Genomic DNA, 22,983 nt, shown 5'->3' on the forward strand with positions numbered 1-22,983 from the left:
GTTGCTGCTGACCGTCAGTCGAGGGGAGGTTCCATGGATCCGATTCGGGTGCCACCCGAGATGTTCCGGTTCACCACCGGAGATCGCGCCGGCCTGTATGTGTCGATCCTCCATGCCTTCGGCGAGGCCAACGAGCGGATGGAAACTACCCTCGGGATCGACGACGTCCGGTCCCGCCTGCGCACGGTCGGTTGGCTCGAAGCCGTCGAGGACGACGACCTGACCCATGCCCTGGGGCAGCTGCGCGACTGGAATCTCGTAGACATCGTCCAGAACCACACCGAGAACTACCGCACCGCCGCCGAATACGAACGCCGCAACCTGCAGTATTCACTGACCAAACAAGGCGAAGCGGCCTTCGCCGGAGTCGTGCATGCGATGACCGTCCTGGCTTCGACCGGCGCGTTGCAGACCGCGGTCCTCGACGCGATTGCCGACCGCTTGGCCGATCTGCTGCGAGAGCTGGAATCGGGTTCGGATCGCCGCGTGTTCACCACACTCACCGAACTAGAGGCCCACCTCGAGGCGTTGCGCGGCAACACCAAACAGTTCAACGGCGAACTGCAGCGCCTGCTCCGCGACGAGGGCGTCGACCTCACGGTCTTCCACGAGGTCAAGGCCGCCACCGTGGCCTACCTGCGCGAATTCCTGACCGATATCGAGCACCGCACGCAGACCATCGCCTCGCGAATCCAGGCGGTGGACGACCACGGAGTCACCCGCGTCCATCAGTGTGCTCTGCTCGGCGCCGATCTGCCCCGGCTCACGGGAGCCGATCCGGCGGCGGCGTGGCTCGAGCAGCGTCGCGCACGCTGGGACGGACTGCGCGCGTGGTTCCTCCCGACGGACGGGGCGGCGCCGCGCATCGACCAGCTCCGCGTCGTCGGACGCAAGGCCATCGTCTCCCTGTTGCAGGTGCTCGACCGGATCACCGAGTCGCGTCGTCGTTCCAGCAGCGCCGTATCGGACTTCCGCGAGCTGGCGCGCTGGTTCTCGATACTGCCCGACCAGGACGATCTGCACCGCCTGTGGTCGACGGTGTTCGGCCTCGGATCGGCGCGACACGCGCACCTGGCGCACGAAGACCCCGAGCTGGTCGGCTACACGGAATCGTGGACGTCGGCGCCTGCCGTCGAAGTCTCCCCATTGCTCCGCGCCTCCGGCCGCACCGAACGCTACGGCCGCACGGGAGGGATTCCCGACGTCGCCGCGATCAGAGCCGAGCGTAAGGCCCGCGCCGCGATCGAACGCGCGGAACTGGAGGCGGCGTGGGACATGCTGGACACCGGTGGCGCCGTGCGGCTTTCGTCGTTCGGGAAGCTCGAGCACGGCGTGTTCGAGCGGCTGCTCGAGCTCCTCGGCCGGGCTTTGGCCTGCGCCCCCGGTTCGGGCGGCGTGCGTCGCGGCAGTACGTCCGACGGTCGTGTCGAGATCGCGCTCCGCCCACCGTCGGATGGCGCGATCGCGGAGTTGACGACCCCGCGCGGCGTCTTCCGCGGACCCGACTACATCGTCGAGATCGTCCGCGGCGGCGGCAGGCACTCCGAGGCGTCCGCGTGAACGCCCGACCGAGAGATCGGACCCCGGAGGGCCGCCGATGAGTGACCTCACCAATCAGATGGTCATCGCCGAACGCACGGAGGTCGCCCGCGGCGTGCGGCAACTGCTCGCCGCCCCGCTGATCGTGGAGCGCGACGCACCGGAGCTGTTCGACATCGTCCGGCGGCGGCGCGATCCGATCGCGAAGTGGTTCGACTACTACTGCGGATGGACGCTCATTGTGGAGCCGCGCCTGGGATACGCCCGCCTCGTGAAGGTGCGCGCGGCACTCGACCCGACCCGACCGGCTCGCAGGATGCGATCCGGCAGAGCCGAATTCGACAGGCTGCGTTACGTCCTGCTGTGTGTCACCGCCGCCGAGCTCTTCGCCGCACCGGTGACGACGATCGGCTTGCTGGCAGGCCGCGTGCGGGCCGCCACCGCCGAGGACCCGCCGCTCGCCGGCTTCGACTCCGCCGCACGCACCCACCGCATGGCGTTCGTGGATGTCCTGCGGCTGCTGGAGTCGTTCGGCGTCCTCCAGGTGATCGACGGCGTCACCGACTCCTATGTGGATTCCGATTCCGCGAAAGTCCTCTTCCGTGTCGACACGACACTGTTGTTGCGGCTGCTCGCCGCGCCAACCGGACCATCCCAGCTCGGCATCCCGGCGTCGGAAGTACCTCTGCGCGTGGACGAACTACTGGCCGAACTGGTCCGGGAGCGCCGGTACGGGCCCGCGAGCGACCCCGGCAAACACACCGACACCTCCGGCATCTCCGAAACTCAGCGCAATCTGTGGTTGCGGCACAGTGTGTTCCGCCGATTGGTCGACGACCCGGTCGTGTATTTCGACGATCTCACCGCCGACGAACGCGCCTATCTGGCGTCCCCGACCGGCAGGCAACTCCTGCGCAGAGCCGCCGACCAGGGTGGTTTCGTGCTCGAAGAACGTGCGGAGGGTGTGCTGTTCGTCGATCCGGAAGGCATCGCCACCGACTCCCGCTTCCCCGACGATGCCGCGACAGCGAAGGTCGCCGCCCTGCTCCTGCTGGACACGATGTCCGGTCCTGTCACCGACGAGCAGCTGCGTCGCGCCGCTACCGACCTGCTGACGAAATTCCAACGTTGGGCACGGACCTATCAGGGAGAGGAAGGCGCTCGGCAATTGGTGGCCGACGCACTGGTGGTACTGAGATCGTTCGGACTCGTCCGCACCCACGCATCGGGCCTCGTCGTGCCTCTCCCCGCCGCCGCCCGCTACCGCGTCACCGGTATTCGCACGTCCACAGCTTCCGAGGACCCCTCATGACCGTCACCGCATTGCCGAACCTCGTTCCCACCACCGAACGGGAACCGCGATGGGCACCCACCAGGGCGGGCATCGTGAACGTCTGGCGTTACTACGACGAGATCTTCGAATTCCACGACGGCCGTCTGCTGCTGCGCGGACCGAACGGCAGCGGCAAGTCCAAGGCGCTCGAGTTGCTGTTGCCCTTCCTGTTCGATGCGAACTTGCGGGCGAACCGGCTGTCCACCTTCGGCACCAATGAGCGAACCATGCACTGGAATCTCATGGGGGAAGGCGCTTCCGGAGCCACCCGAGTCGGGTACGTGTGGCTGGAGTTCCGGTTCCCCGGCGAACCGGGCCGGTGGTTCACCTGCGGGGCGCGCCTGCAAGCGACCTCACGGACGACGACCGTGCACGCCGACTACTTCACCACCGCGCTGCGCGTCTCGGACCCGGACGCACCTGATTCCCTCGCACTGACCGACGCGAACCGCCCGCTGACCAAGGCGGCCCTCGCCGAGCGGCTCGGTGAGCAGGGGACGGTGCACGAGAACGCCGCGGACTACCGGGCGGCGGTGCGCTCGACCCTGTTCCCGTCCATGGGAGCCGACCGCTACGACGCGCTGATCACCGCGTTGCTGCAACTGCGCACACCCAAACTGTCGCAGCGGCTGGACCCGGCCCTGCTGTCGTCGCTGCTGTCCAGCGCGCTGCCCCCGCTCGATCGAGACGAGATCGCCGACCTGGCCGAGGGATTCGAGCGTCTCGACGCCCAGCGCGAACGACTCGCCCGCCTAGGCGAGGAGGTGGCGGCCACCCGAAAGCTGGCCCGCCAGCAACAAACCTACGCGCAGCGGGTATTGCGTTCCGCGGCCGCGACCCTCAGCGCCGCGACCACCGAGATGGACAAACTCGCCGAGGCCGCGAAGTCATCGGCGGCCGAGTACGAGCGGATCGCGGCGCTCGAATTGGAAACCCTTGAGCGCGTGGGGAACTCGGAAGCCGATCTGTCGGTCGCCGAAGGCGAGCGCGAGGGATTGATCAAGTCGCCCGCCTACCAGAAGGGCCTCGAACTGGACGACCGCCGCCGCGAGACCGCGAAAGCGCGGCGATGGGCCACCGACGCCGAGGCAAAGTCGGCCGAGCTGCTCAGCCGGGCCGAGCGGGATGGGGCGAAGCACGCCACAGCACTCCAGGCCGTCGAGCAATGGGAACGCACGGTGGCCACCGCCGGAATCGAGGCCGGGCAGTCGGCTCGCCGCGCGGGCATGACCGGTATCCACGACGAGCTCGCCGCCGACCCGGGTTCCCGGCAGAGCCGGATACTGCTCAGCGCCGCCGTCCGCGCCAAGCGCGGCCAGGTCGACGACATGCTCACGGTACTCACGCGCCACGACAACGCCGTCACACGCCGCACCGACGCCGAAACCGACCTCGACAAGGCTCGCGCCGCACTGCTCGCGGCCGAACACGAACACGCGGAGTCCGAGCGCGCCTTCGAAACCGAGCTCGAAACACTGCGCGAGGCCGTGCGTTCCTGGGCGGCCTCGTGCGAGGCACTGTCGTTCGACGACCCGGACGCGATAGCCGAGCTGGCGGAGGACCGGCCCGCGCTGGTCGAAGCGGCCAATCGCGCCGCGACCCTGCGGCTGCAGGAGCTGACCCGGCGAGAGACTGTGCACCAGAACGAGATCGACGCCGTGACCGTGCTGCGCGACACCTGCGCGGACGAACGCGATCGGTTGGCCCGCGAACACGACATCCCACCCGAGCCACCGCACTGGCGCACCGCGGACCGCACGGGACGTCCCGGCGCACCGCTGTGGCAGTTGATCGATTTCGCCGACGGTCTCGCGCCGCGCACCGCGGCGGGCGTGGAAGCCGCGCTGGAGTCCTGCGGGCTGCTCGACGCGTGGGTCGGTGCACGCGGCGAGGTGACCGGCCACGATCTGTTCGCCGATCCTGCAGCGGTCGAACCGGTTCCCGGCCGCTCGCTCGCCGAGGTGCTGGTCCCGGTGCCCTGCGCGGACGTCGCGCCCGAGCAAGTGCGCCGGTTACTGTCGAGCATCGCGTTCGGTGAATGTCTGCCCGGCGACGCGGTCGCCGCCGTCGGCGCCGACGGCGCCTGGCGCTTGGCCACCGTGACCGGCTCGTGGTCGAAGGACCACCCCACCTTCATCGGAGCATCGACCCGAGCCAAGGCCCGCGAGGCCCGCATCCAGCGCTTGCTCACCGAGATCGCCGCACACGACCGCCGCCTCGACGAACTGCGCGAACAACTCGACCACTGCGCCGCCCACCGCGCACTCATCGAGTCCGAGCGAGCGAACCTGCCGGGGTTCACCGCAGTGGACGCGGCCGAGAAACAGCTCACCAGAACGGAATCGGCGCTGTCGACCGCCGACGCGCAGGTACGCGACCGCGCGACCACACTCACCACCCGCGAGGGCGAGGTGCGCAAAACCCAACACGCCTTGGCAGTCGCCGCCGCCGAGACCGGGCTGCCCACCGACCGTCCCGCGCTGGGACTCGTCGTCGAGGCCATCGAGAATTTCGCCGGTCAGGCCGGTGCGTGGCTGGACTCCCACGCCGACCTGCGCGCTGCCCGCGGCACCGCGGACACGGCCACCGCCACCGCCGAACAGTCCGCGGCCGACGCCACCACCGCCGCCGAGACCGCCGCCGCAGCCGCGGACGAATACCGCCGCGCCGCAGCCGAACTCGCGGCGATCGAGGAATCCGCCGGGCAGGACTACCAGGAGACGCTAACCCGGATCGATCAAGTGCGCGTACGAGTCCGCGCACTCAACGATTCGATCAAAACCGACCGCGCCACCCTGACCGATCTCGCGCACCGGCTGGGCAAGCTCGATTCCCAGCGCACCACCGACCTGGCGGCCCGCGACACCGCGACCGCGACCCGTGACGAATTCGCGCTGCGGTTTCGGCACCTGGCCAGCGGCACCTTCCCCGAGGACGGCCGATTCTCCGATCTGCCAAAATTCCGCGCGACCCTCGCCGCATCCGAGGGCGTGCGGGCCACGCTCGACGCCGCCCGGATGATCTCGGCGGCCTGGCCGACCATCCCCCATTCACCGACGAACATCAGCGAGGCGATGCGCAGACTCGCCGACTCGGTCCACGAATGCCGCACCGCTCTGAGCACCCGCGCCGACCTCGATCTCGAATCCGATGGCGAGGTCCAGGTATTCGCCGCGATCATCGACGGCGTGCGCGTGGGCTGCGCCGAACTACTGCGCATCATCGAAGACGAAGCCAAACAGGCCGAGAACGAGATCACCGAACACGAACGCCGCCTGTTCGACCACACCCTCACCGGCGACACCCGCCGCCACCTGGCCGCCCGCATCCGGCAGGCCAACGAGCTCGTGGACGGCATGAACGCCCGGCTCAGTATGGTGCGCACCGCGTCCAACGTCGCGGTCGAACTCGTATGGCAAGTCGGCAAGGACCTGCCGCCCGGCACCAAGGCCGCGCGCGACCTATTGCTCAAAGACCCCGCGCGACTGACCGAGACCGACCGAGAATCCCTGCACCGATTCCTGCGTGAGCGCATCGAAGCCGCCAAGGCCGCCGACACCGCCACCAGCTGGGAGCAACAGCTCACCCAGGTCTTCGACTACACCAAATGGCACCAATTCATCGTCAAGGTCGACCGCGGCTCCGGTGACGGCTTCCAAGAGCTGACCAAGAAACTCCACGGCGCCCTGTCCGGCGGCGAGAAGGCGATAGCCTTGCACCTCCCCCTGTTCGCCGCGGTCGCCGCCCACTACCAATCCACACCCAGCGCACCCCGCGTGATCATGCTCGATGAAGTCTTCGTGGGCGTGGACACCGCTAACCGCGGCCAGATCTTCGCGCTGCTTTCGGCTTTGGACCTGGACTTGGTGCTGACGTCGGACCACGAATGGTGCACATACTCGGAGCTGAGCGGTATCGGAATCCACCAGATCATCACCGGGGATGGGCAGGACGCAGTGACTACGGCGAGGTTCACGTGGAATGGGGACGAGCTACTGCCAGCGTGAGCACGGCGCTGCCGTCGGCGCAGCCGTAAGCGGTGCTCGATGTGTGGGGCTCGGGATCGAAGCCGAGCCCGCGCGGATTCGCCAGTCAGTGATGGTGACGATGTCCCGCAAGGATGCGGGCAGGTTCGATCCAGTCGCCGCTGCGGCGGTGGTCACCCATTTGGATCGGCGGCATCCCTTCTCGGTAAAGGCGTTCACTCGGCTGCCCGTGAGGAGGCGGCAGACGACTGCGGCGAACCATGCTGAGCGGCGAAGCGCAGCGGAGTCAATCGAGCAACGTCGCTCGCCGTCTGGGCGTCAGGCCGGCGCTGCCTCAGCCCTTCTGATAGTTCTTGACGACTTCGGCGGCGAGGCGGCGGACATTGTCGCAGCCTGTGCCGGTGACCTCCACCGCCTCGACCAGTGGTTCGGGCTTGCCGTAGTAGTCGGTGGTGGGAAATGGGTTGTTCGCGCCGACGAAGGCGGTGATCTTGCAGTAGTCCTTTTCCCCGCTGTGTTCCCTGGCATCGACGCCAACGATCCGCAGGCGGCGGTCCGCGGGCGCCATGAAGGTGACCTGGGACTGGTGGATGTGGGAGTAGGTGATCTTGTGCCTGTTGACATCTCCGGGTTCAGCTCGGTTACCGAGCCAGAAATCGCACTCGAATGGATTACTGGGCAGGCCGGTCATGTAGAAGCGTTGCTCGGCCGGAAAGGTCGTGGACAGGGCCGCGCACGGGTCCAATGTCCAGGCTTTGGTTTTCGGCATTTTCGCAGATTCGGCGCGCGGGGGGTTGATGTCGAGCAGCGGGGCCGAGGCGGTGACGATCGCCCGCAGTTCCTCGCACGGTGAGCCGTCCTCGCTGTCGAGGGTGTAGTGGAAGGCCCGTTCTCCCTGATAGTCCAGTGCGATGCTGCACATCCCGTCGAGGCTGGTTTCGGACGCGCTGCGCCCGGCGAAGCTCGTGGCCTGTCCGGACCCGTCCTGGATCACCGTGATGGTCATCCTCAGTGCCCATATCCGTTTGGGCGTGGTCAAGCGGTCGAACCGCACTTCGCAACCGTCCTGGTCGAGCCCAGGCCCGAAGTAGGCGACACGCCCGATCGAGGTAGCCGATGCCTCGTCGATGAACCCGCACGGGTCCACTCGTCGCATGCGGTCGTGCTCGCTCAACCTCTCCCGCGCGACCTCGGTGGTGATGTTGGCGCGATATCCGCGGTCGACGGGCACACCGGCGCCGTCGACGGTGCTCGCGCATCCAGAGGCCAGCAGCGCAGCCAGTACGACATTCAGTGCAGTCATGATTGCCGCCGAGCGGGTCATCGGTTGGCTCCGAAGGTCGTGGCGGCGATGGGCGCCAGCCGGTCAAGAACTGGGCAGGCGGCGGACACTCGCACGATGACCTGTTTGCGGGAGCCGTCGATCTCGGACTGGCTGGCGCGCGTGCCGGGAAGGTAGGAATCCACGACCGGACCGACGGGGAACTCGAGGCTGCAGGAGTTCGTCATGACGTCTTGTTCCCGCAGCGCGGGGTGACCGCCGACATCGATGAGTCGTTGATCGCGGATCGGAAGCAGCGCGTTGTCGGCATCGTCCAACTGGAAGCTGACGCTGACAGTTTTGCCGCTCGGCCCCGCTTCAGCACCCTTAACCGTGAAATAGCATTCGTAGGGTTCGATCTCGGCGTCGAACTTCGACACCGAAAATCCGGTCGGCAGCTCGGACATCAATTCACAGGGGCTTCGCTCGGCCAGCGGCAGCCGCACCGTCGCCTGGTCACGGCGCGGCAGCCGGTTCTCCTTGACCGCGCCCAGCAGCGAGGCTGTCACCTCGTCGGCGATCCCGCAATTGCGGTCGGGGCTGAACATGAACGCTGTGACCCGCGCATACTGCACCGCAGGCACCTCGATGACATCGGGTACGGCGGCCCCGGCCGCCGGTGGTGAGGCGGGAAAGTACAACGGCACCAGATACACGCACTGGAGGTGGTCGTTGCGGATGCCGTCGACAAGCACTGTCTCCCCGGCGATCTGGCGGGTTTCGGTGTCTTTCGAGCCCGGTTCGCCGACCGACAAGTCGATGCTCACACGGGCCAGCAGCCGCGCCCGCTCGGGCAGCGCCACACCCACCGCGCAGTCACCGAACGCGAAATCCGGCCCCACCGTTGCGATCTGACCACGGGCGGCGAGGCGTTCACGGTCGATCAGCCCACAGGGATCCACGGCACGAACTTGATCGGCGACCTGCAGTTTCTGGAAGTCGCCGGAAGGGACCATCACGCCATAGGCGGCCTGTGGCCTGTTCGGCGGCGCCGGCTTACGCAGCGGTTCGTCCGGAGGAGGCGGCGCACACGCCGCCAGCGCCGCCATACCCAGTACCAGCGCTGTCACCGTCCGCCGAGTTGCCCAGCCGCCGCTCATGTCGAGATCCCCCCTGCTATGTCAATTTCGATGACAGAGCATACCGGCGGGCCCGTTCGCTGCTTCCGCCGTGCGTTGCAGCACTTGAAGGTTCGCAGTCTCAACTCGCGACCGGCGAACTCCTTGTCGCACGTCCGGGACAATTTGCGGATCAAAGAAAGTTCGCCTCATTCCGACCTGGGCGCCGGTGGATCATCTGCCACAGCGAGCCCGGCCACCCGACCACGCCTAGCTCATCGGTGATCGAGAGCCTGAGTTGCCGAATTCTCCGAGGACATTCGAACCGTCGTCGGCACCGTCCGCCGCGAGTTCGGTATCGTCCACAGCGAGTTCGGTATCGACGATCTCATCGACCAACGGCACCTCGGTCAGGTCCGCAGTTGCTTAAAGGTAGATACAGCCGAAAAAGGATAATGGTTGCCCGACGCGGCCAGGAGCTTCTGCAGGTCGAATACCAGCAACTGACTGTATCCGCCGACGCTCGCCAGATTATCGAAGATCGAGCGGGCAGCTGATTCTTCTCGCTGCTTATCTCCCTCGAGGTCGCGAATCGTTATAGCGATCGGATATTCCGAGAATGGGATTCCGAAGTCGTCCTCGTAACCATGCGAAGTTTCTACCTCGACAACCCAGTATTCGACAATAGCCCGGCGAATCATTGCATCGTCCGAAGAAGCATCGAGATTCAGCTTGGCGCCAGCTGCTAGTCCGATATCCCGAATTGCTTCTGCGTCACTCTTTTCAGCTCGCAAGAATATCTCATGGAATGCGCTCATGATCCGCCCTCTCTATGGCCACACAATTTCCCATCCATCTCCGACTATCACTTACGACAAGCTAGGTCGACTGCCTCTTCGAAGGGCTGTACATAGACCCGCCGACAGAGCGAGGCAGCTCTCACACTCCATAACCACTAACCGCCGCGGTAGCCCCCGCTACAGACAAATTTCAGACAACCCATACGCCTCCGTCGCCGACGAGCCCTCGATACGAAAGAAGCACACCGATTTCCTCGGTGATCGCAAGTGAATTGCCGTCTGGTACTGCGCAATTCGCGTTCAGGTCCGTGGCAGACTGTCGTCCGCAATACAACTGGATGGAGCACAATGAAGTACATCGTCACCCTCACCTCCGCCGCGATCGCCGCCTTCGGCTTCGCTCTCGCAACCCCACAGACGGCCACCGCCGCCCCCTCCAACTGCCACGCCTCCTACATCCCGTGCCTACCCATCGTCAGCGACGTGGACTGCGAGGGCGGTAGCGGGAACGGCCCCGTCTACACCGGGCGCGTCCAGGTCATCGGACCCGACGAGTACGGACTCGATCGCGACGGCAACGGCATCGGCTGCGAGTGAACGAAAGAGGTGCCCGCCCCGGCGCGGGCACCCCGCACACCCGATACGGCGATCTCCTCGCACACCGGAGGAATCAAGTTGTCGGCCCCGGCGGATACGGTGCGGGCGGCACTGCCGCCGACACCGCCCGCCACCTGCGGGCAAATACTGGAAAATACTGGACTTCACTGGAATGTATGGATACGCTCGCGCCGTGACCGACACCGCGGAGCAACTCGAAGCGCGTATCGCCGAGCTGCGCGCCGAGGTTCGGCGTGCGGTGACCGCCGGGGATCGCGTGAGCGCCCGGCAACTTCGGGCCGAGTTGCGGCGCACCGAGGACGCTTGGGATTCGGCCGTCCTCGGCGCTGAAGCGCCGCAGGCGGAGGCGCCCGCGGAGCGAACGGAATCGGACGCAATGCCGATCCGCGAGCACGTCCATCGCGCACTTACGCTGATCGGTGCGCCTGCGTCGCCGAAACTGGTTCTGGCGGTCCATGAATCGTTCTTTTCCGGCGGGATCGCTCCCATGCGTCTGACCAGCCTGCGCCGCGACGAGGAGCGGTCGTTCCGCGCTTCGCCGTTCACGCGCCCGTACTACATCTGCGCGGCCCTCACCGCCGATCACCTCGCCCCGGCGCGCGGGCTGATGGCGGTGAGTTCCTGGCCGTTGGCGCAGCGGATGATCGGGCCGCTCAGTCCGCGCGTGGATCTGCTCACGGCGACCATCCGGCTCGCCGAACACATCGCCGCTCAGCCCGACAGCGGACCGGGTGCACGACGAGTGTTGTGGAAGCTCTCGGTTTCCGTTCCCGGCGTGCAGGGTTCGCCTGACACCATCGACCCTGGCGCAGTGATCGACGCCGCCACCAGGGAGCTCGCGGTCCACCGCGAGGAGGACGCCCGCCGCCGCGCCGAGGCCGCGCGACGCGCGGATCAGCAGCTCGACGAGGCCTCCCGGTTATTCGGTGTCCGGCTCGGTGTGGCTGGCAGACGAAACGAGGTGGGATGAACACACTTTCGGCACGGCTGGATGAGCTGCGAGGTGCAGCGCCGGCGTGCCGCCACAATGCCCGCACCATCGCGGCGTTGACGGCGAACCCTGGCTGCGCGCGGCGCGCGCTGCTGGACGCGGCGGCGGCCGACAAGGCCGCCATCGCCAGGGAGCTGGGTTTTCCACCCCGATTCGGTCAGTCGCAGTTCGCGATCACGCGCGGTAACGCGTTCGAGGCGATGGTGAAGGAGAACGGCTGTGCCGAGCTGCTCGCGTTGTTGCGCGACAAGCTGAGCCTCCCCCTTCCCGAGGCCGGATATCACGACCTGAATTCGGTCGGTGACAACGCGGGTAATGCCGTGCGCTACAAGCGGACCCGTCAGCTGCTCGCGCACGCGATCAGCTCCGGCGAGGGCACCCTGTTCGACCATCCGATGCTGCGGCTCGACATCGCGGGCGCCACCGCCTATCTGGAGCCGGACGTGGTCGCGTTGCAGATCGGCGGTCGCTTCCACGTGGTGGAGATCAAGTCGTTCCCCGTGGTCGACGGGCAGGCCGATCCGGTGCAGGTCGCCGCCGCGGCGCGGCAGTCCGCCGTCTACGTCATCGCGATGCGTGAACTCATGATCGAGATCGGCGAATCACCGGACCTGGTGTCGCACAATGTGATCCTGGTCTGTACCAGTAATTTCACCAACCGGCCCACCGCCGAGCTGGTCGACCTGCGCAAGCAGATCGCGGTCATCTCACGGCAGCTGTCGCGGCTGACGGCTATCAGCGACCTGATCGAAACCCTGCCGGAGGGCGCGTCGTTCGCGCCCGGCGAGCACCTGGCAAAGACGATCGCCGATATCCCCGCCCGCTACGCCCCCGAATGCATGTCGTCGTGCGAGCTCGCTTTCGCCTGCCGCGACGCCGCGCGGGCGAACGGCTCGGTAGACGCACTCGGCCGCGGTGTCTGCGACGACCTCGGCGGCCTCGACGACCTCGACACCGTGCTCGCCGTCGCCGACGGTTCGCGCGACCTCGGGCCCGAGTTCGCCGACATCACCCGAATGCTGCGGGAAGCAGACCGGCTTCGGCTGGAGATCGCGGGATGAGCGAACGTAGTGAGCCAATCGTGTCCCAGCGCGCTTCGCGCATGAAGGAGCCGAGCGACGGCGAGGTTCAAGCATGAGCGAACCAATCAAGAAGCGGAGCAAGTGCATCGCTCGCCGGTGTGCGACACGCGTGCCGACACTGAGCGACGGCGAGCCTCGAACATGAGTGCCCTGACCGCCCTCGCCCGCCTGCACGCCGTGCGCGCGGGCCGCGCCCAACCGATCGCCGACGTCCGCCACACGCACCTGTCGGACAATCCGCTGGTACTGGTACCGCTCAAGCTGGCAGGCGAGGCCGCCGCACCGCTGGCGGTCATGGTGGGAACCGACCCCGCCGCACCGACACTGCTGACCGTGCCGCAGCCACGAGACCGGGTGCTACGCCTGCGTTTCCTCGCCGAACTCGCCGAACTCGTTCTCCCCTACCTCGCGGCCTACGCCGAGAACACCGAGGAGCTGACCACCAAGTCGGGCGAGACCTACGAGCGGTGCCTCGACGCACCTCAGCTGTGGGTGCCGAACTCGGGCGGGGTGGGGTTCCTGAAACTACTCGGCCGCTCGGTGCGTTTTCACCGAACCGAGGGCGACAACCCTGTCCCCGAATCGATCCCGCTGCTCGGCCGTTGGCTCACCTGGTTCTGCGATCGCGCCGAGCATCCCGGTTCCAGCACCCTGGTCCCCCTCACCTCGGTGCTCTCGGCGCACTGGGCTACCGGCCAATCCGCGCTCGAGGATGCCAACCTCGCCGCGCTGCTCGGGTGGATCGCTCCCCCACCCGGCAGCACCGGCGCCGAGGCCGCCGCGCGGGCCGAAGACCCGCTGTCGGTGCCGCCCGCCGGTCCCGCCACCGACCCCGGCTTCGACAACGAAGAGCTCGCCCCGCTCATCGCCGCCTACGACACCGCCGAGGACGACGAGGCGAAATCCCTTGCCGCACGACGCATCGAGCGCGCGCTGCACGCCCAGGTCGAGCCGACCTGGCAGCTCATGTGGCAGGGGCTCGCGCTGCTGCGTGAACTCACGGCCGGTGCTCGAGTCGACCGGCGGTGGAACGAGGACGTCGGGTCGTTCTCCTACTTCGCCGGATCAGTGGCCGAAGGTGTGCCGCAAGCGCGGCGGGATTCGGCGGTGTCGGCCGTGCGGAAGTTGCTCGATCGCGAGCGAGCGCTCGAAAAGTACGAGGCGGAAAAGGCGTTCGACGATCCTCGGGCCATGCTCGAACATCGGCTGGCCGGAACGGCCTTCGTGGGCACCGTGATCGGTGTCGATCCGGCCCGGGTGGTGATGAGTGAGAAGAACCGTCCCCTGCTGCGACCGATTCTGCAGGTGCGCACCGCCGATCCGATCGTCGCGACCGAGAGCGACGAGTTCTGCAATGTCGACAATCCCACCCAGACGGCAACGGTGTTGCCGGTGGAGGGCGATCACGACTACATCGTGCTGGAGCTGTCCGGCGGGATGGGCACCGGGAAGGCCGCCCGTCCGGGGTCCGTCCCCGACCTCGGCGCCACCGTCTGCTTCGCCGGTTTCAAGATCGGGAGTGGCGGGCCGCCCGCGAAGCTTCCTGCTCGCGAAGACACTCCGTGGACACACGGCGGTCCGCCGCCGGAGTGGACACCGGAATCCGAACCCATCGAGGAACTGTGATGCGAACAGCGGACGCGGCCGTCGACGGCATCCTCACCGACCTCGCCGACACCTCGCACCGCGCGGTCGTGGTCGATTCGCCGCCCGGGGCGGGCAAATCCACGCTCGTGGTGCGTGCGGCGCGACAGCTCGCCGAATCCGGTGGGCAGCACATCGTCGTCGCCCAGACCAACGAGCAGGTCGACGATCTCATCGACCGCCTCGCCACCGCCGATCCCGCGCTGCGTATCGGAAGGCTCTCCCGCACCGGGTACCTCAAGCCGGATCGCATCGACCGGCCGAACGTGACCGTCGGCCAGAAGATCGCGGACCTCACCGAGAGCACCATTCTCATCGGCACCGCCGCCAAATGGGCGACGATCGACGATGGGCGCTGGCCGCACGCGATCGTCGACGAGGCGTATCAGATGCGATCGGATATGTTGCTGCGCATCGCGAATCGCTTCGACCACGGGCTGTTCGTCGGTGACCCCGGTCAGCTCGATCCGTTCGCGACCGTCGAGGTCGGTCGGTGGGCAGGCCTGGACTGGGATCCCACGATGAGCGCGGTCAGCGTGATGCTCGCGAACAACGACGACATCCCCGTGCACAGCCTGCCCGTGTCCTGGCGGCTGTCCGCTACGGCGGCGCCGGTGATCTCGAAAGCGTTCTACCCCTTCAACGAATTTCGAGCAGGTACCGGAATTCACGATCGCCGAATGGAATTCGCCGCTTCCGGGCTGCGCAGTCCGATCGACGACGTGCTCGACGAAGCGGCAGAACACGGTTGGGGCTGGTACGAACTGCCCGCCCGCCACACCCTCCGTACCGACAGCGAAGCCGTCCGCGCGATCGCCGAGATCACCTGCCGTGTACTCGAACGCAGCGCGACAGCCCATTCCGAACAAGGCTCCCGCCCCGTGACGGCCGAACGAGTCGCCGTCGGCACCGCCCACCGCGACCAGGCCGATGCCGTGCGCACCGCGCTGCGCGGCACCCCGGCCGAATCGGTCACCGTGGACACCGCCAACCGCCTGCAAGGCCGCGAATACGATGTCACCGTGGTCCTGCACCCACTGTCCGGCCGCCGGGACGCCAGTGCATTCCACCTCGAAGCGGGACGTCTCTGTGTCCTCGCCTCCCGTCACCGTCACGCCTGCATCCTCGTCGGCCGCGCCGGCATTCCAGAACTCCTCGACGCCCACCCCTCCGCCGAACCCGTGCACTTGGGCGTTCCCGTGAAGTTTCCGGACGGCTGGGAAGCCAACCAGGCCATTCTCACCCACCTGTCCCACCACCGCGTCCCGGCGAACGTCTGACGCCCCTCCCTCCTCAGCGAGGTCACATGACCACCGGTCTCCGGACCGCCATTGGCGAGTTCGATCGTTCCACTGTCGCCACGCGGGTCACCGCCGCTGCCGACCAACGCAACAAGCGTCGAACGTTCCCCTTGGCCGAGTGGCCCACGCTGCCCGTGGAGCAGTATGTGATCGGACTCGGAGGCTATCTGCGAGGGTGCGACACTATGGATTTGGAGTCGCGGCCAGCAGTGGCGAAACGTCCCGCCGTGTTCGGGCTGGTAGCCTCTGGCATAAGCACTCCGAAGGGGGAAACGTGGCAAAGACTGCGTTCGATTACGGACAGGCCGACATCGCAGCCTTCAAACAAGGCGCTCAGAACGGCTCCATCAAGTTCGATCCCCAGGCCGTCACCGACGTCGTAAGAGTTTACGACACTTTGATCAAAGGTTTGACGGATGAGCTGAACCGCATTAAGCGCGTGACCAATCAAACTGGGTTCGGAGGTTTTCCGTCGACACAGCAGCTTGCAGCAGGATTCGCAGGCAAGGCCGAACAATTTGTCGCAGTGCTCGGACTTTTCATAGAGGGTGCTATTCGCCTCCAGGAGGCATACCTGATCGCCGGCAATCGAATCCAGGAAGCGGACGCGAAGAACACGCAAGCCCTGCAATTTGCCGCACAGAACCTCGGTACGGAAGGCGCGAAACAGTGAAGCTCGCACGGTTGATGCCGTTACCTATGTTGACCGCGCTGCTGGTGACTGGTTGTGCCGACCCGACCGAATCCGAAGCCGGACCGGATGTCAACAGTGCCACAACCGCGGCCCGGCCAAGTGTCGCAGTTTCGGTACAGCCCGCGCCAGAGCAGCGGAATCAAACTGACCGACCGGCGGTTACCTTCGACCCCTGCTACGACGTCGGCGACTCCACGATCCATGCAACCGGATTCGACCCGAAGACCCGCGAACGAGGCGATAGCAATCTGGCTGCCGACACTTATACATTCCTCGGATGCGAATTCGAGCAAAAAGGCAGTGATGGTCTGACCACCTGGTCGATGAGTCTTATGGCGACCAACATCACGATGCCCGAGATTCGAAAGCGCTACGCCGACACGATCATCAAAGAATACAAGATCGAAAACCGCGACGCGGTTACATACCGCCTGCCCGGTGATTCGTATATTTCGAACTGCTTCCTGGCCATGGATTCCCCTGCGGGAGTGATCAATATGCACCTGGACATCTACGCCGGTCGCGCATCGGGCGATGCATGCGAGCGGACGCGTAGCGTCGCGGAGATCATTCAGAAGGATCTTCCCAGGTCGTAACGCTCTGTCTAGCGTGTTGGCGTCGCGGCAGGCGGTGTCGGGTCCGGCATCTTCTGCTCGAACGGTTCCGGCTTGAACGGCTCGCACACCTGCTGAGCAAGGTTGCGCGGCTTGTTCGGACTCAGGTCGATACCGTCGTCGACCCATAGCCAGCGTGGACCAGAGGGGGCCGAGCCATCGGCGGCCGGTCGACTCGTCCATTGCACCCGTGGGTGGGCCAACCCATACAGGCCGACAGTGGGGTCGGGCGATTCGATACGTCCATCGTTCTTCAAAATGTATATCCCGGGCACATTATACGAGCAAATAGTAACCTCGATAACATCATCGCCCAACTCTTTTGCACCGATCGCCCGCAGTGTCTCGCCGCCCGTATCGTCGACAAAGTCCGGCGGATTGGTCCATTCGGAGGGAAGTAATGCATCTGACGCTATTCGACTACGGAACGTCTGTAGCAGTTTCTCGCGGTATCGCTCATCGAGTAACTTCCAGTCCATCACCGTTGTTTCGAGGGCGAATTCGATTGCTGTTCGCAGCTGGCCGTCGATTGGAATCGCAATATCCGTGAGGAATTGCACCGGCGGATACGGGAACGGTGCAGCGGTTGTTGTCGTGCTTCCGACCTGGTTGCCCGCACCCGGGTCGCCGCACGCGGTTAGCGTCAAGACTGTGAGGAAAACGCGGGCGGAGAGCTTCGTGACGCGCATCATGACTCACCCTCACTTCGATTGAGGGTATAGGACTGACTGTAGTCCGTGATGAATTGACTAAGGCCTCGACTTCTCAGGAAATCATCTAATATATTCTTCGTACTCTTGTCCTGATTAATAGCATCAATGCTGTACGGTTGACCGCCGTTGTGCAACTCCGACGGGAGCTGGTTCGCCTGAAACGCTGCCTGCAGAATCGCTTGCTGCGCATTCTGGTTGGCCTCTGCAGCCAGAATCGCAGCGCTTGGGCGTTCGATGTAGTCATAGTCGGGCTTGATCCAGTCTTCCAACTTCTCTGTCAGCGCGCCGCCTGGCTCCACACCCATCATGCCAGTAGCGGTGTTGACGCCGGGAATCTTGCCGAGCCCTTCATCGACAAGGCCACCTGCAAGTCCGGCGGCCAACTTCTTCGCCGTGTACATCGCGTCGGTGGGGTTCGTGACCTGGTCGCCGTTGAGCTTATCCTGGTAGATCAGCGCATCCCACATTGCCGAGTCCATCCGCCCGGTGAGTGCGCCTACATCACTGCTGGACAGCATATTTGTAAGCTGGCTGGGATCTCCGCTCAGAGCGTTCGTGAGTTGTGCGACGCGGTACTCTTCCACCGCCGTTTGTAGATTGAGGCGGGATTCGTTGGTGAAACTTCCCAGCTGCATGAACTTGTCCGCGGTGTCAGCATCCCAGAACACGCGCCCGTCTGGGGTGACGTCGGTCTGCTTGTAACCAGGCAGTTGATTCGGCGAGCTGACTGCCTCGAGGTTGTTCGCAACAGCTCTGCTCATCGCGTTCGAAAGCTCGTCGTTTCCGGCGAAGCTTTGCTTCATCTGTTCGAAGACCTTGCTGTCGTTATGCTGATCGAGCATCCAATCCATGTCCGACAATGCCTTTCGGCCCCGGTCGCCTCGTGGGTCGTCGGCCGGCAGCTGGGATTCTTCGGTGATTCGGTCGATCAGGGTCGAGGCACCTTTGCCTTCGTCGGGCCAGTTTTCATAGCCGAGCAGGGCGCGTACGGTCTCCTCCCGGTCGTATTTGTCGCCCATTCCCTCGCCGGACCAGATCTGGTGTGCGGAGTCGTCGTTGCGTCCACCGAGGTTCGCGAACGCTGCGGCTGCTTCGTCGCGGTCGTTCCAGGTGTACTGGTCCTGCACCATGTCGGCGGCTTTTTCATACATCTTGGTGCCGAGCTGGGTACCTGGCTCGTATCCGGGATTGGACTCACTGAGTAGTGCAGCGAGCGCACTGGTGTCCTCATGTTGTTGCTGGAGCAGCACGGTCGGCGACTGGGCCTTGCTGGGGTCGGTGCCGATGGGGTTGATATCAGTGCGTTTGGCTTCGAGGAGTTCGCGGAACTCTTTGGGCACGTTCTCGTAGCTGCCTGTGCCGGTGAGTTTCCCGTCGTCGCCGCGTCCGGTGCCGATGTCTTCGTTGCTGATGACCATGAGGCCGTTGGCGAGGGAATCGAGTTGTGTTGCGGCCTCGGGGTTTCCGGCCTCTTCCTGCTCTTGGAGGTATTCGCTGAGGCCGAGGATGCCCTCCTTGCCGCCAGTCTTGTAGAGCTCCTTGTAGTACTCCTGCACCGACGCCGGGAGTGTGTCGACCTCGCCGCCTTCGGACAGGATCTTCAGCTGTTCATCTGTCAGCGCGTGCGTGGGGAGCTGGTTGGCGACCTCGGCGAGCAATGCCGGGTTGCGCTGGTGCTCAGGGGTGTTGGCCCACTCCGCCAGCTTCGATCCGTCCTGGTTGCCGAGTTTGCCAGCGTCGGAGGGAGCGACTTCGGCGTCGAGACCGCTGCCGATGAGGTCGCCGCGGACGCGGACCTCCTGGGCGGCAGCGGAAATGGCTGCGGAGGCTTCGCTCGCCGCGTTCTGCATGGCGTAGTAGGCGGCGTTGATCAAGCCCTGGTGGTGTAGCACCCGGTCTTTGACCTTCTGCTGGTCCTCACCGGAGAGGTGGAACCCGCTGGCGTTGGCGGAAACCACCCACTTCTCCGTGACGACAAGGGGCAGCGGACATTCTGCATCGTTTTCGGCGTCGGTGACGCGGCCGAGGAGAGTGGCGCGTTCATCGGACAGCCGTGTATCGGCCGCGCGCAGGGCGTTGGCGATGTCTTTGATCTCCTGGACGAGCCGCAAGCCTTGAGTGCGTTCTTCGGTGAATCGGTCTGCGGCAGCATCGTGTGCTTTGCCGGACCAGGTGGTGCCGGTGAAGTGGGTGATCATCCGAGCCAGCTGAGTCTCGTACCCCTGGGTATCGGTCTCCATCTCGGCGGCCCATTCGGAGAGCTTGAAGGGTTTCCAGTCGGTGACTTGTGGTCGTGTCGGCATCAGCGATCCCCCCGCACAGTGAAGTCCATAGTGTCGAGCTTCTTCTTGAACTCGTCATCGGTGGTCGTCAACGTCTCCGCGCTCTGCCGGACAATTCCGGACAGCTTCTGGATACGCTGCGCCACGCGCAGCCACGCGCCCTCGGTCAACTCACCCGCTTGCGCACACACGCCGCCGACCGAGCATCCGGGCAGGGCGGCAGCGATCTGGTCGCCGGTCGTTCGGACATCGATCTTGTCGACCTCGGCTGCGACACCATCGAGCGTGGTCGCCAGGTTCTTCAGTTCCTGGATGTCGGCTTCGAGCACGGCGTGCTGCCCCCTTCAACAAACGGCCCGGCTGCGCGAGACGGCACCGGCAAATAGGCCAAAACCTCTGTGGCGAACGATAGTAGAAGTGCATGCCTGACCTACAGGTGGTCGAGCTGAGCCTTGCGGTACAGCTGGTCAGCGATAACGTCCTCGCTGGCAGGGATAACCGAGGTGTCGTTGTCGTCTACCGAGATCAGATAGCGGCCAGCGGCCGGGTGGTCGTCTCGAACGTCGATCCAGTTCAGGTAGATCCGAGGATGCGGGTGCCGAGCCTGGAGGTGCTGTTCGATACATAGATGTCCATCGGCCGTGCGTGGCGCACGAAGGAGAGCTCGAATACGTTCCTCGACGGGCTGTTGGCCATCGACCGTGATTCCCCACGAGGCCGGTGGTTGCTCGCCACGGACACGTGGTGTGTAGCCGAGCATCGGAGCGATCGCACCGGGCTGGGCGGGGGGCATGGTCGCGGCAAGATGGCGGCCGAGCAGGTGCCGTTGCGTGACAACTAGTTTGATGGTGCCGCCGAACTCGGCGGTGCTGCCCGATTTTTGGAACAGGATCACGCCGAGGTTGGCGCTGGCAGCGGCGAGGGTACGAACCCGCTTATGGGAGCCGTGCGACTTGCCAGTACAAATCAGACGCAGGTCTGGGTCGGCCAGAGCGCGTAGCGGGCCGGTGAGGTCCGGGTCGGCGCGATGCGGGAACCGGGCGCTGATCTCGGCGCGGCGATTCGCGTATTCGTCTGGAGTGGTGGGGCTTTCGATGATGCTGATGGGGTACGGATAGTCGTGCCCGGTCTCGGCCCAGATCCATACGAACTCATCGGGAGTGAAATCCCATACGGTACGAGTCTTCACCGACCAGCACCCGGGAGGTCGGTGGGCTCGTCGTCGTCCATGATCGGACCTTCCCCGGAGAAGCTGAAGTCCTCCGGTTCGGGCGTGGCCTCCACACCATCGCTTGGCTGGCCGTCCGTCCCGGCCCCCGCCCCGGCATCTTCGGCGATGGGGGCAGTGGCGGCAAGCGGTGTGGGCAACGGAGCGGCCATGCTGGGCGGCGGTGGTGGTGCCGCTGCCCGTGGTGCTACCGGCGCGGTAGCGGACGACGCGGGGGTCGACAAGGGTGCGGCTGGGAGCTCGTCACCGTCGGAGTATCGGACTGGAAGTGCCGGTGCACGGCGCTGCGCGCTCGGCGATTCACCCTCGCTCGCGGCGCTCGGCGTCGTCGGTGCGGCGCTCGCGGAGGCCGGGTGATAGGGCGCGGCGGATGTGGTTACGGACGCACTCGGGGTGGCCGCACCACCGGGGCTGGTCCAGGCGTCGTAGTCGCTACCGATCGCACCCGATGGCGCTGGCGGCAGATCAGCCAGCTCCGACTGGACGCCCTTCAGATAGTCGGGAACGCCGCGAGTCTGAGCGTCATCATCCTTACGCCGTGCCGCTGCTCCTGGCGCCATCGGTCCCATCGTCCCTGGCCTACCTGAAGCGGCACGCGAGGCTGCGGAATTGCCCGCGGCACCGGATCCAGGTGTGCTCGAGTTCGGGTTCCCCGGCACTGACGTTCCTGGCATGCCCGGCCGGGGTGCCGGAGCGGTGGTGCTCGAGCCTGGGCGACCGGGGGTGCTGCCGATTGGACTCTGATTGGGAGTCCCGGGTGTGGTTCCTGGATTCGATAGAGCGCCCGGCTGATTCGATGTCGGCGAGGAAGGGTTGCCCTGGTTCACCGACGCCGGCGAGGTCGATTGAGGCTGGGTGGTGCCCGCCGGGTTCGTGCTCGCCTGGTCGGTGGCGTTGGCGGGCTTCGTGCTGCCAGGCTCGCTCGGGTTCTGCACAGGCTGCTCTCGAGACGGAGCAGTCGGGTTGCCGTTATTCGGGTTCGGGGTATTCGCCGACGGCTGGTTGTTCGGGACGCCGGAGTTCGGTGTCCCTGGGTCGTCGTTTCCGATCGACGGCGGGGCGATCAAGGTCGGGACGTTCTCACCAGCAGGTGGGAAGATCGGCAGGTAGATCCGGTTGACCGCCGAGATCGCCTCATTTCGGGCGTTGGTCGCCGCCTCGGTGTCCGAACGGTCCTTCTCCCCGCCGGTAAGGCCAGGCAGCACCGACTCGTTCGGATTGTCAGGGTTCGGCGCCGCGCTGGTCGGTACCGGAGGCACTGCGGCAGCCAGCGCGACGGCGGCGTTGTACATCGAGTCCAAACGCAGGCCGACCGATTGCGCGATCTCCCCGGCCTGTTCACCAGCCTTCGCGAAGCGTTCCGATGCCTGGCGTGCGGCATCCGCGCCCGCGCTTTCCCACTTGTCCTGCATCGCACGCGTCAGTGCCATGCGGTGCATCTGGAATAGCATCGTCGCGGTAGTGGACGCATTCGACCAGGCGGTCACCAGTTTCCACATCGCCTCTTTGTCGATGCTGTTCACCGCATCCCAGATCTCCTGGTGTGTCATCGTCTCAGGAGGATTTTCCTGATTCGTCACATAAGGTGCGTCGACCTGGCCGACCCCGATTTCCTGGTCCTGCTTCAGCGCGTTCTGCTGAGAGGTCGTGGCCTTCTGCTGAAGGGCCGCCACCGGATTGCCGAGGATGTCCGTCACGAAAGACGTACCAGGGTTGGTCATCGCTGGACTCCGCTGCCGCACAGACTAATTCGGCCCGCGAATCTGAGATCAACGACCA

The 22,983-nt window shown here is 65.6% G+C and carries 19 protein-coding genes; 10 read left to right on the top strand and 9 right to left on the bottom strand.

All coding sequences use genetic code 11. The features are described 5' to 3' along the window. Positions 1 to 33: 33 nt before the first annotated feature. From AC3EO7_RS19190 to AC3EO7_RS19200, 3 genes are read left to right on the top strand one after another with little or no spacing between them, the layout of a single operon-like run. The gene (locus AC3EO7_RS19190; RefSeq protein WP_435591949.1) at positions 34 to 1,560 is read left to right on the top strand and encodes a TIGR02677 family protein; all 1,527 of its coding nucleotides are present in this window, start codon (positions 34 to 36) and stop codon (positions 1,558 to 1,560) included. A 37-nt stretch (positions 1,561 to 1,597) separates the two neighbouring features. Then, complete coding sequence (locus tag AC3EO7_RS19195) at positions 1,598 to 2,851, top strand: TIGR02678 family protein (protein ID WP_435591950.1); 1,254 nt, start codon at positions 1,598 to 1,600, stop codon at positions 2,849 to 2,851. Beyond that, entirely contained in the window at positions 2,848 to 6,879 is a 4,032-nt protein-coding gene (locus AC3EO7_RS19200; protein WP_435591951.1) for a TIGR02680 family protein, read from the top strand. The genes AC3EO7_RS19195 and AC3EO7_RS19200 overlap by 4 nt, the downstream gene beginning before the upstream one ends. 313 nt (positions 6,880 to 7,192) lie before the next feature. Here AC3EO7_RS19200 and AC3EO7_RS19205 read toward each other — a convergent pair whose 3' ends face one another. From AC3EO7_RS19205 to AC3EO7_RS19220, 4 genes are all read right to left on the bottom strand, one after another. Then, positions 7,193 to 8,161, bottom strand: coding sequence for a hypothetical protein (locus AC3EO7_RS19205; protein WP_435591952.1), 969 nt, complete (start codon positions 8,159 to 8,161; stop codon positions 7,193 to 7,195). A 17-nt stretch (positions 8,162 to 8,178) separates the two neighbouring features. Further along, on the bottom strand, positions 8,179 to 9,279 hold the full coding sequence (locus tag AC3EO7_RS19210; protein WP_435591953.1) for a hypothetical protein: 1,101 nt from the start codon (positions 9,277 to 9,279) through the stop codon (positions 8,179 to 8,181). Positions 9,280 to 9,507: 228 nt separating this feature from the next. After that, positions 9,508 to 9,636, bottom strand: coding sequence for a hypothetical protein (locus AC3EO7_RS19215; protein WP_435591954.1), 129 nt, complete (start codon positions 9,634 to 9,636; stop codon positions 9,508 to 9,510). A gap of 11 nt (positions 9,637 to 9,647) precedes the next feature. After that, entirely contained in the window at positions 9,648 to 10,055 is a 408-nt protein-coding gene (locus AC3EO7_RS19220; protein WP_431963353.1) for a hypothetical protein, read from the bottom strand. 330 nt (positions 10,056 to 10,385) lie between these two features. On the opposite strand from AC3EO7_RS19220, the gene AC3EO7_RS19225 reads away from it, so the two are divergent. From AC3EO7_RS19225 to AC3EO7_RS19255, 7 genes are all read left to right on the top strand, one after another. Continuing rightward, a complete protein-coding gene (locus tag AC3EO7_RS19225; protein ID WP_431963351.1) occupies positions 10,386 to 10,634 on the top strand; it encodes a hypothetical protein in 249 nt (82 codons plus the stop codon). Between the two features lie 193 nt (positions 10,635 to 10,827). After that, the gene (locus AC3EO7_RS19230) at positions 10,828 to 11,625 is read left to right on the top strand and encodes a hypothetical protein (protein ID WP_431963349.1); all 798 of its coding nucleotides are present in this window, start codon (positions 10,828 to 10,830) and stop codon (positions 11,623 to 11,625) included. Beyond that, positions 11,622 to 12,707 carry a hypothetical protein gene (locus AC3EO7_RS19235; protein WP_435591955.1) on the top strand — a complete coding sequence of 362 codons (1,086 nt, stop codon included), beginning with the start codon at positions 11,622 to 11,624 and terminating at the stop codon, positions 12,705 to 12,707. Before AC3EO7_RS19230 ends, AC3EO7_RS19235 begins: the two co-directional genes overlap by 4 nt. A gap of 162 nt (positions 12,708 to 12,869) precedes the next feature. Then, positions 12,870 to 14,354 carry a hypothetical protein gene (locus AC3EO7_RS19240; protein WP_435591956.1) on the top strand — a complete coding sequence of 495 codons (1,485 nt, stop codon included), beginning with the start codon at positions 12,870 to 12,872 and terminating at the stop codon, positions 14,352 to 14,354. Beyond that, positions 14,354 to 15,652, top strand: a complete 1,299-nt coding sequence (locus AC3EO7_RS19245) for an AAA domain-containing protein (protein ID WP_435591957.1) — start codon at positions 14,354 to 14,356, stop codon at positions 15,650 to 15,652. The genes AC3EO7_RS19240 and AC3EO7_RS19245 overlap by 1 nt, the downstream gene beginning before the upstream one ends. 295 nt (positions 15,653 to 15,947) lie before the next feature. Then, a complete protein-coding gene (locus AC3EO7_RS19250) occupies positions 15,948 to 16,346 on the top strand; it encodes a hypothetical protein (protein ID WP_435591958.1) in 399 nt (132 codons plus the stop codon). After that, the gene (locus tag AC3EO7_RS19255) at positions 16,343 to 16,963 is read left to right on the top strand and encodes a DUF3558 domain-containing protein (RefSeq protein WP_435591959.1); all 621 of its coding nucleotides are present in this window, start codon (positions 16,343 to 16,345) and stop codon (positions 16,961 to 16,963) included. The genes AC3EO7_RS19250 and AC3EO7_RS19255 overlap by 4 nt, the downstream gene beginning before the upstream one ends. An 8-nt stretch (positions 16,964 to 16,971) precedes the next feature. Here the strand turns inward: AC3EO7_RS19255 and AC3EO7_RS19260 are convergent, their stop codons facing one another. From AC3EO7_RS19260 to AC3EO7_RS19280, 5 genes are all read right to left on the bottom strand, one after another. Further along, the gene (locus AC3EO7_RS19260; RefSeq protein ID WP_435591960.1) at positions 16,972 to 17,673 is read right to left on the bottom strand and encodes a hypothetical protein; all 702 of its coding nucleotides are present in this window, start codon (positions 17,671 to 17,673) and stop codon (positions 16,972 to 16,974) included. Continuing rightward, positions 17,670 to 19,997, bottom strand: a complete 2,328-nt coding sequence (locus tag AC3EO7_RS19265) for a TPR repeat domain-containing protein (RefSeq protein WP_435591961.1) — start codon at positions 19,995 to 19,997, stop codon at positions 17,670 to 17,672. Before AC3EO7_RS19265 ends, AC3EO7_RS19260 begins: the two co-directional genes overlap by 4 nt. After that, positions 19,997 to 20,305, bottom strand: coding sequence for a hypothetical protein (locus AC3EO7_RS19270; RefSeq protein ID WP_431963333.1), 309 nt, complete (start codon positions 20,303 to 20,305; stop codon positions 19,997 to 19,999). The genes AC3EO7_RS19265 and AC3EO7_RS19270 overlap by 1 nt, the downstream gene beginning before the upstream one ends. 101 nt (positions 20,306 to 20,406) lie before the next feature. After that, positions 20,407 to 21,165 carry an ESX secretion-associated protein EspG gene (locus AC3EO7_RS19275; RefSeq protein WP_431963331.1) on the bottom strand — a complete coding sequence of 253 codons (759 nt, stop codon included), beginning with the start codon at positions 21,163 to 21,165 and terminating at the stop codon, positions 20,407 to 20,409. Beyond that, entirely contained in the window at positions 21,162 to 22,925 is a 1,764-nt protein-coding gene (locus AC3EO7_RS19280; protein WP_431963329.1) for a hypothetical protein, read from the bottom strand. The genes AC3EO7_RS19275 and AC3EO7_RS19280 overlap by 4 nt, the downstream gene beginning before the upstream one ends. Between the last annotated feature and the right edge of the window lie 58 nt (positions 22,926 to 22,983).

Source organism: Nocardia sp. bgisy118 (assembly GCF_057708605.1).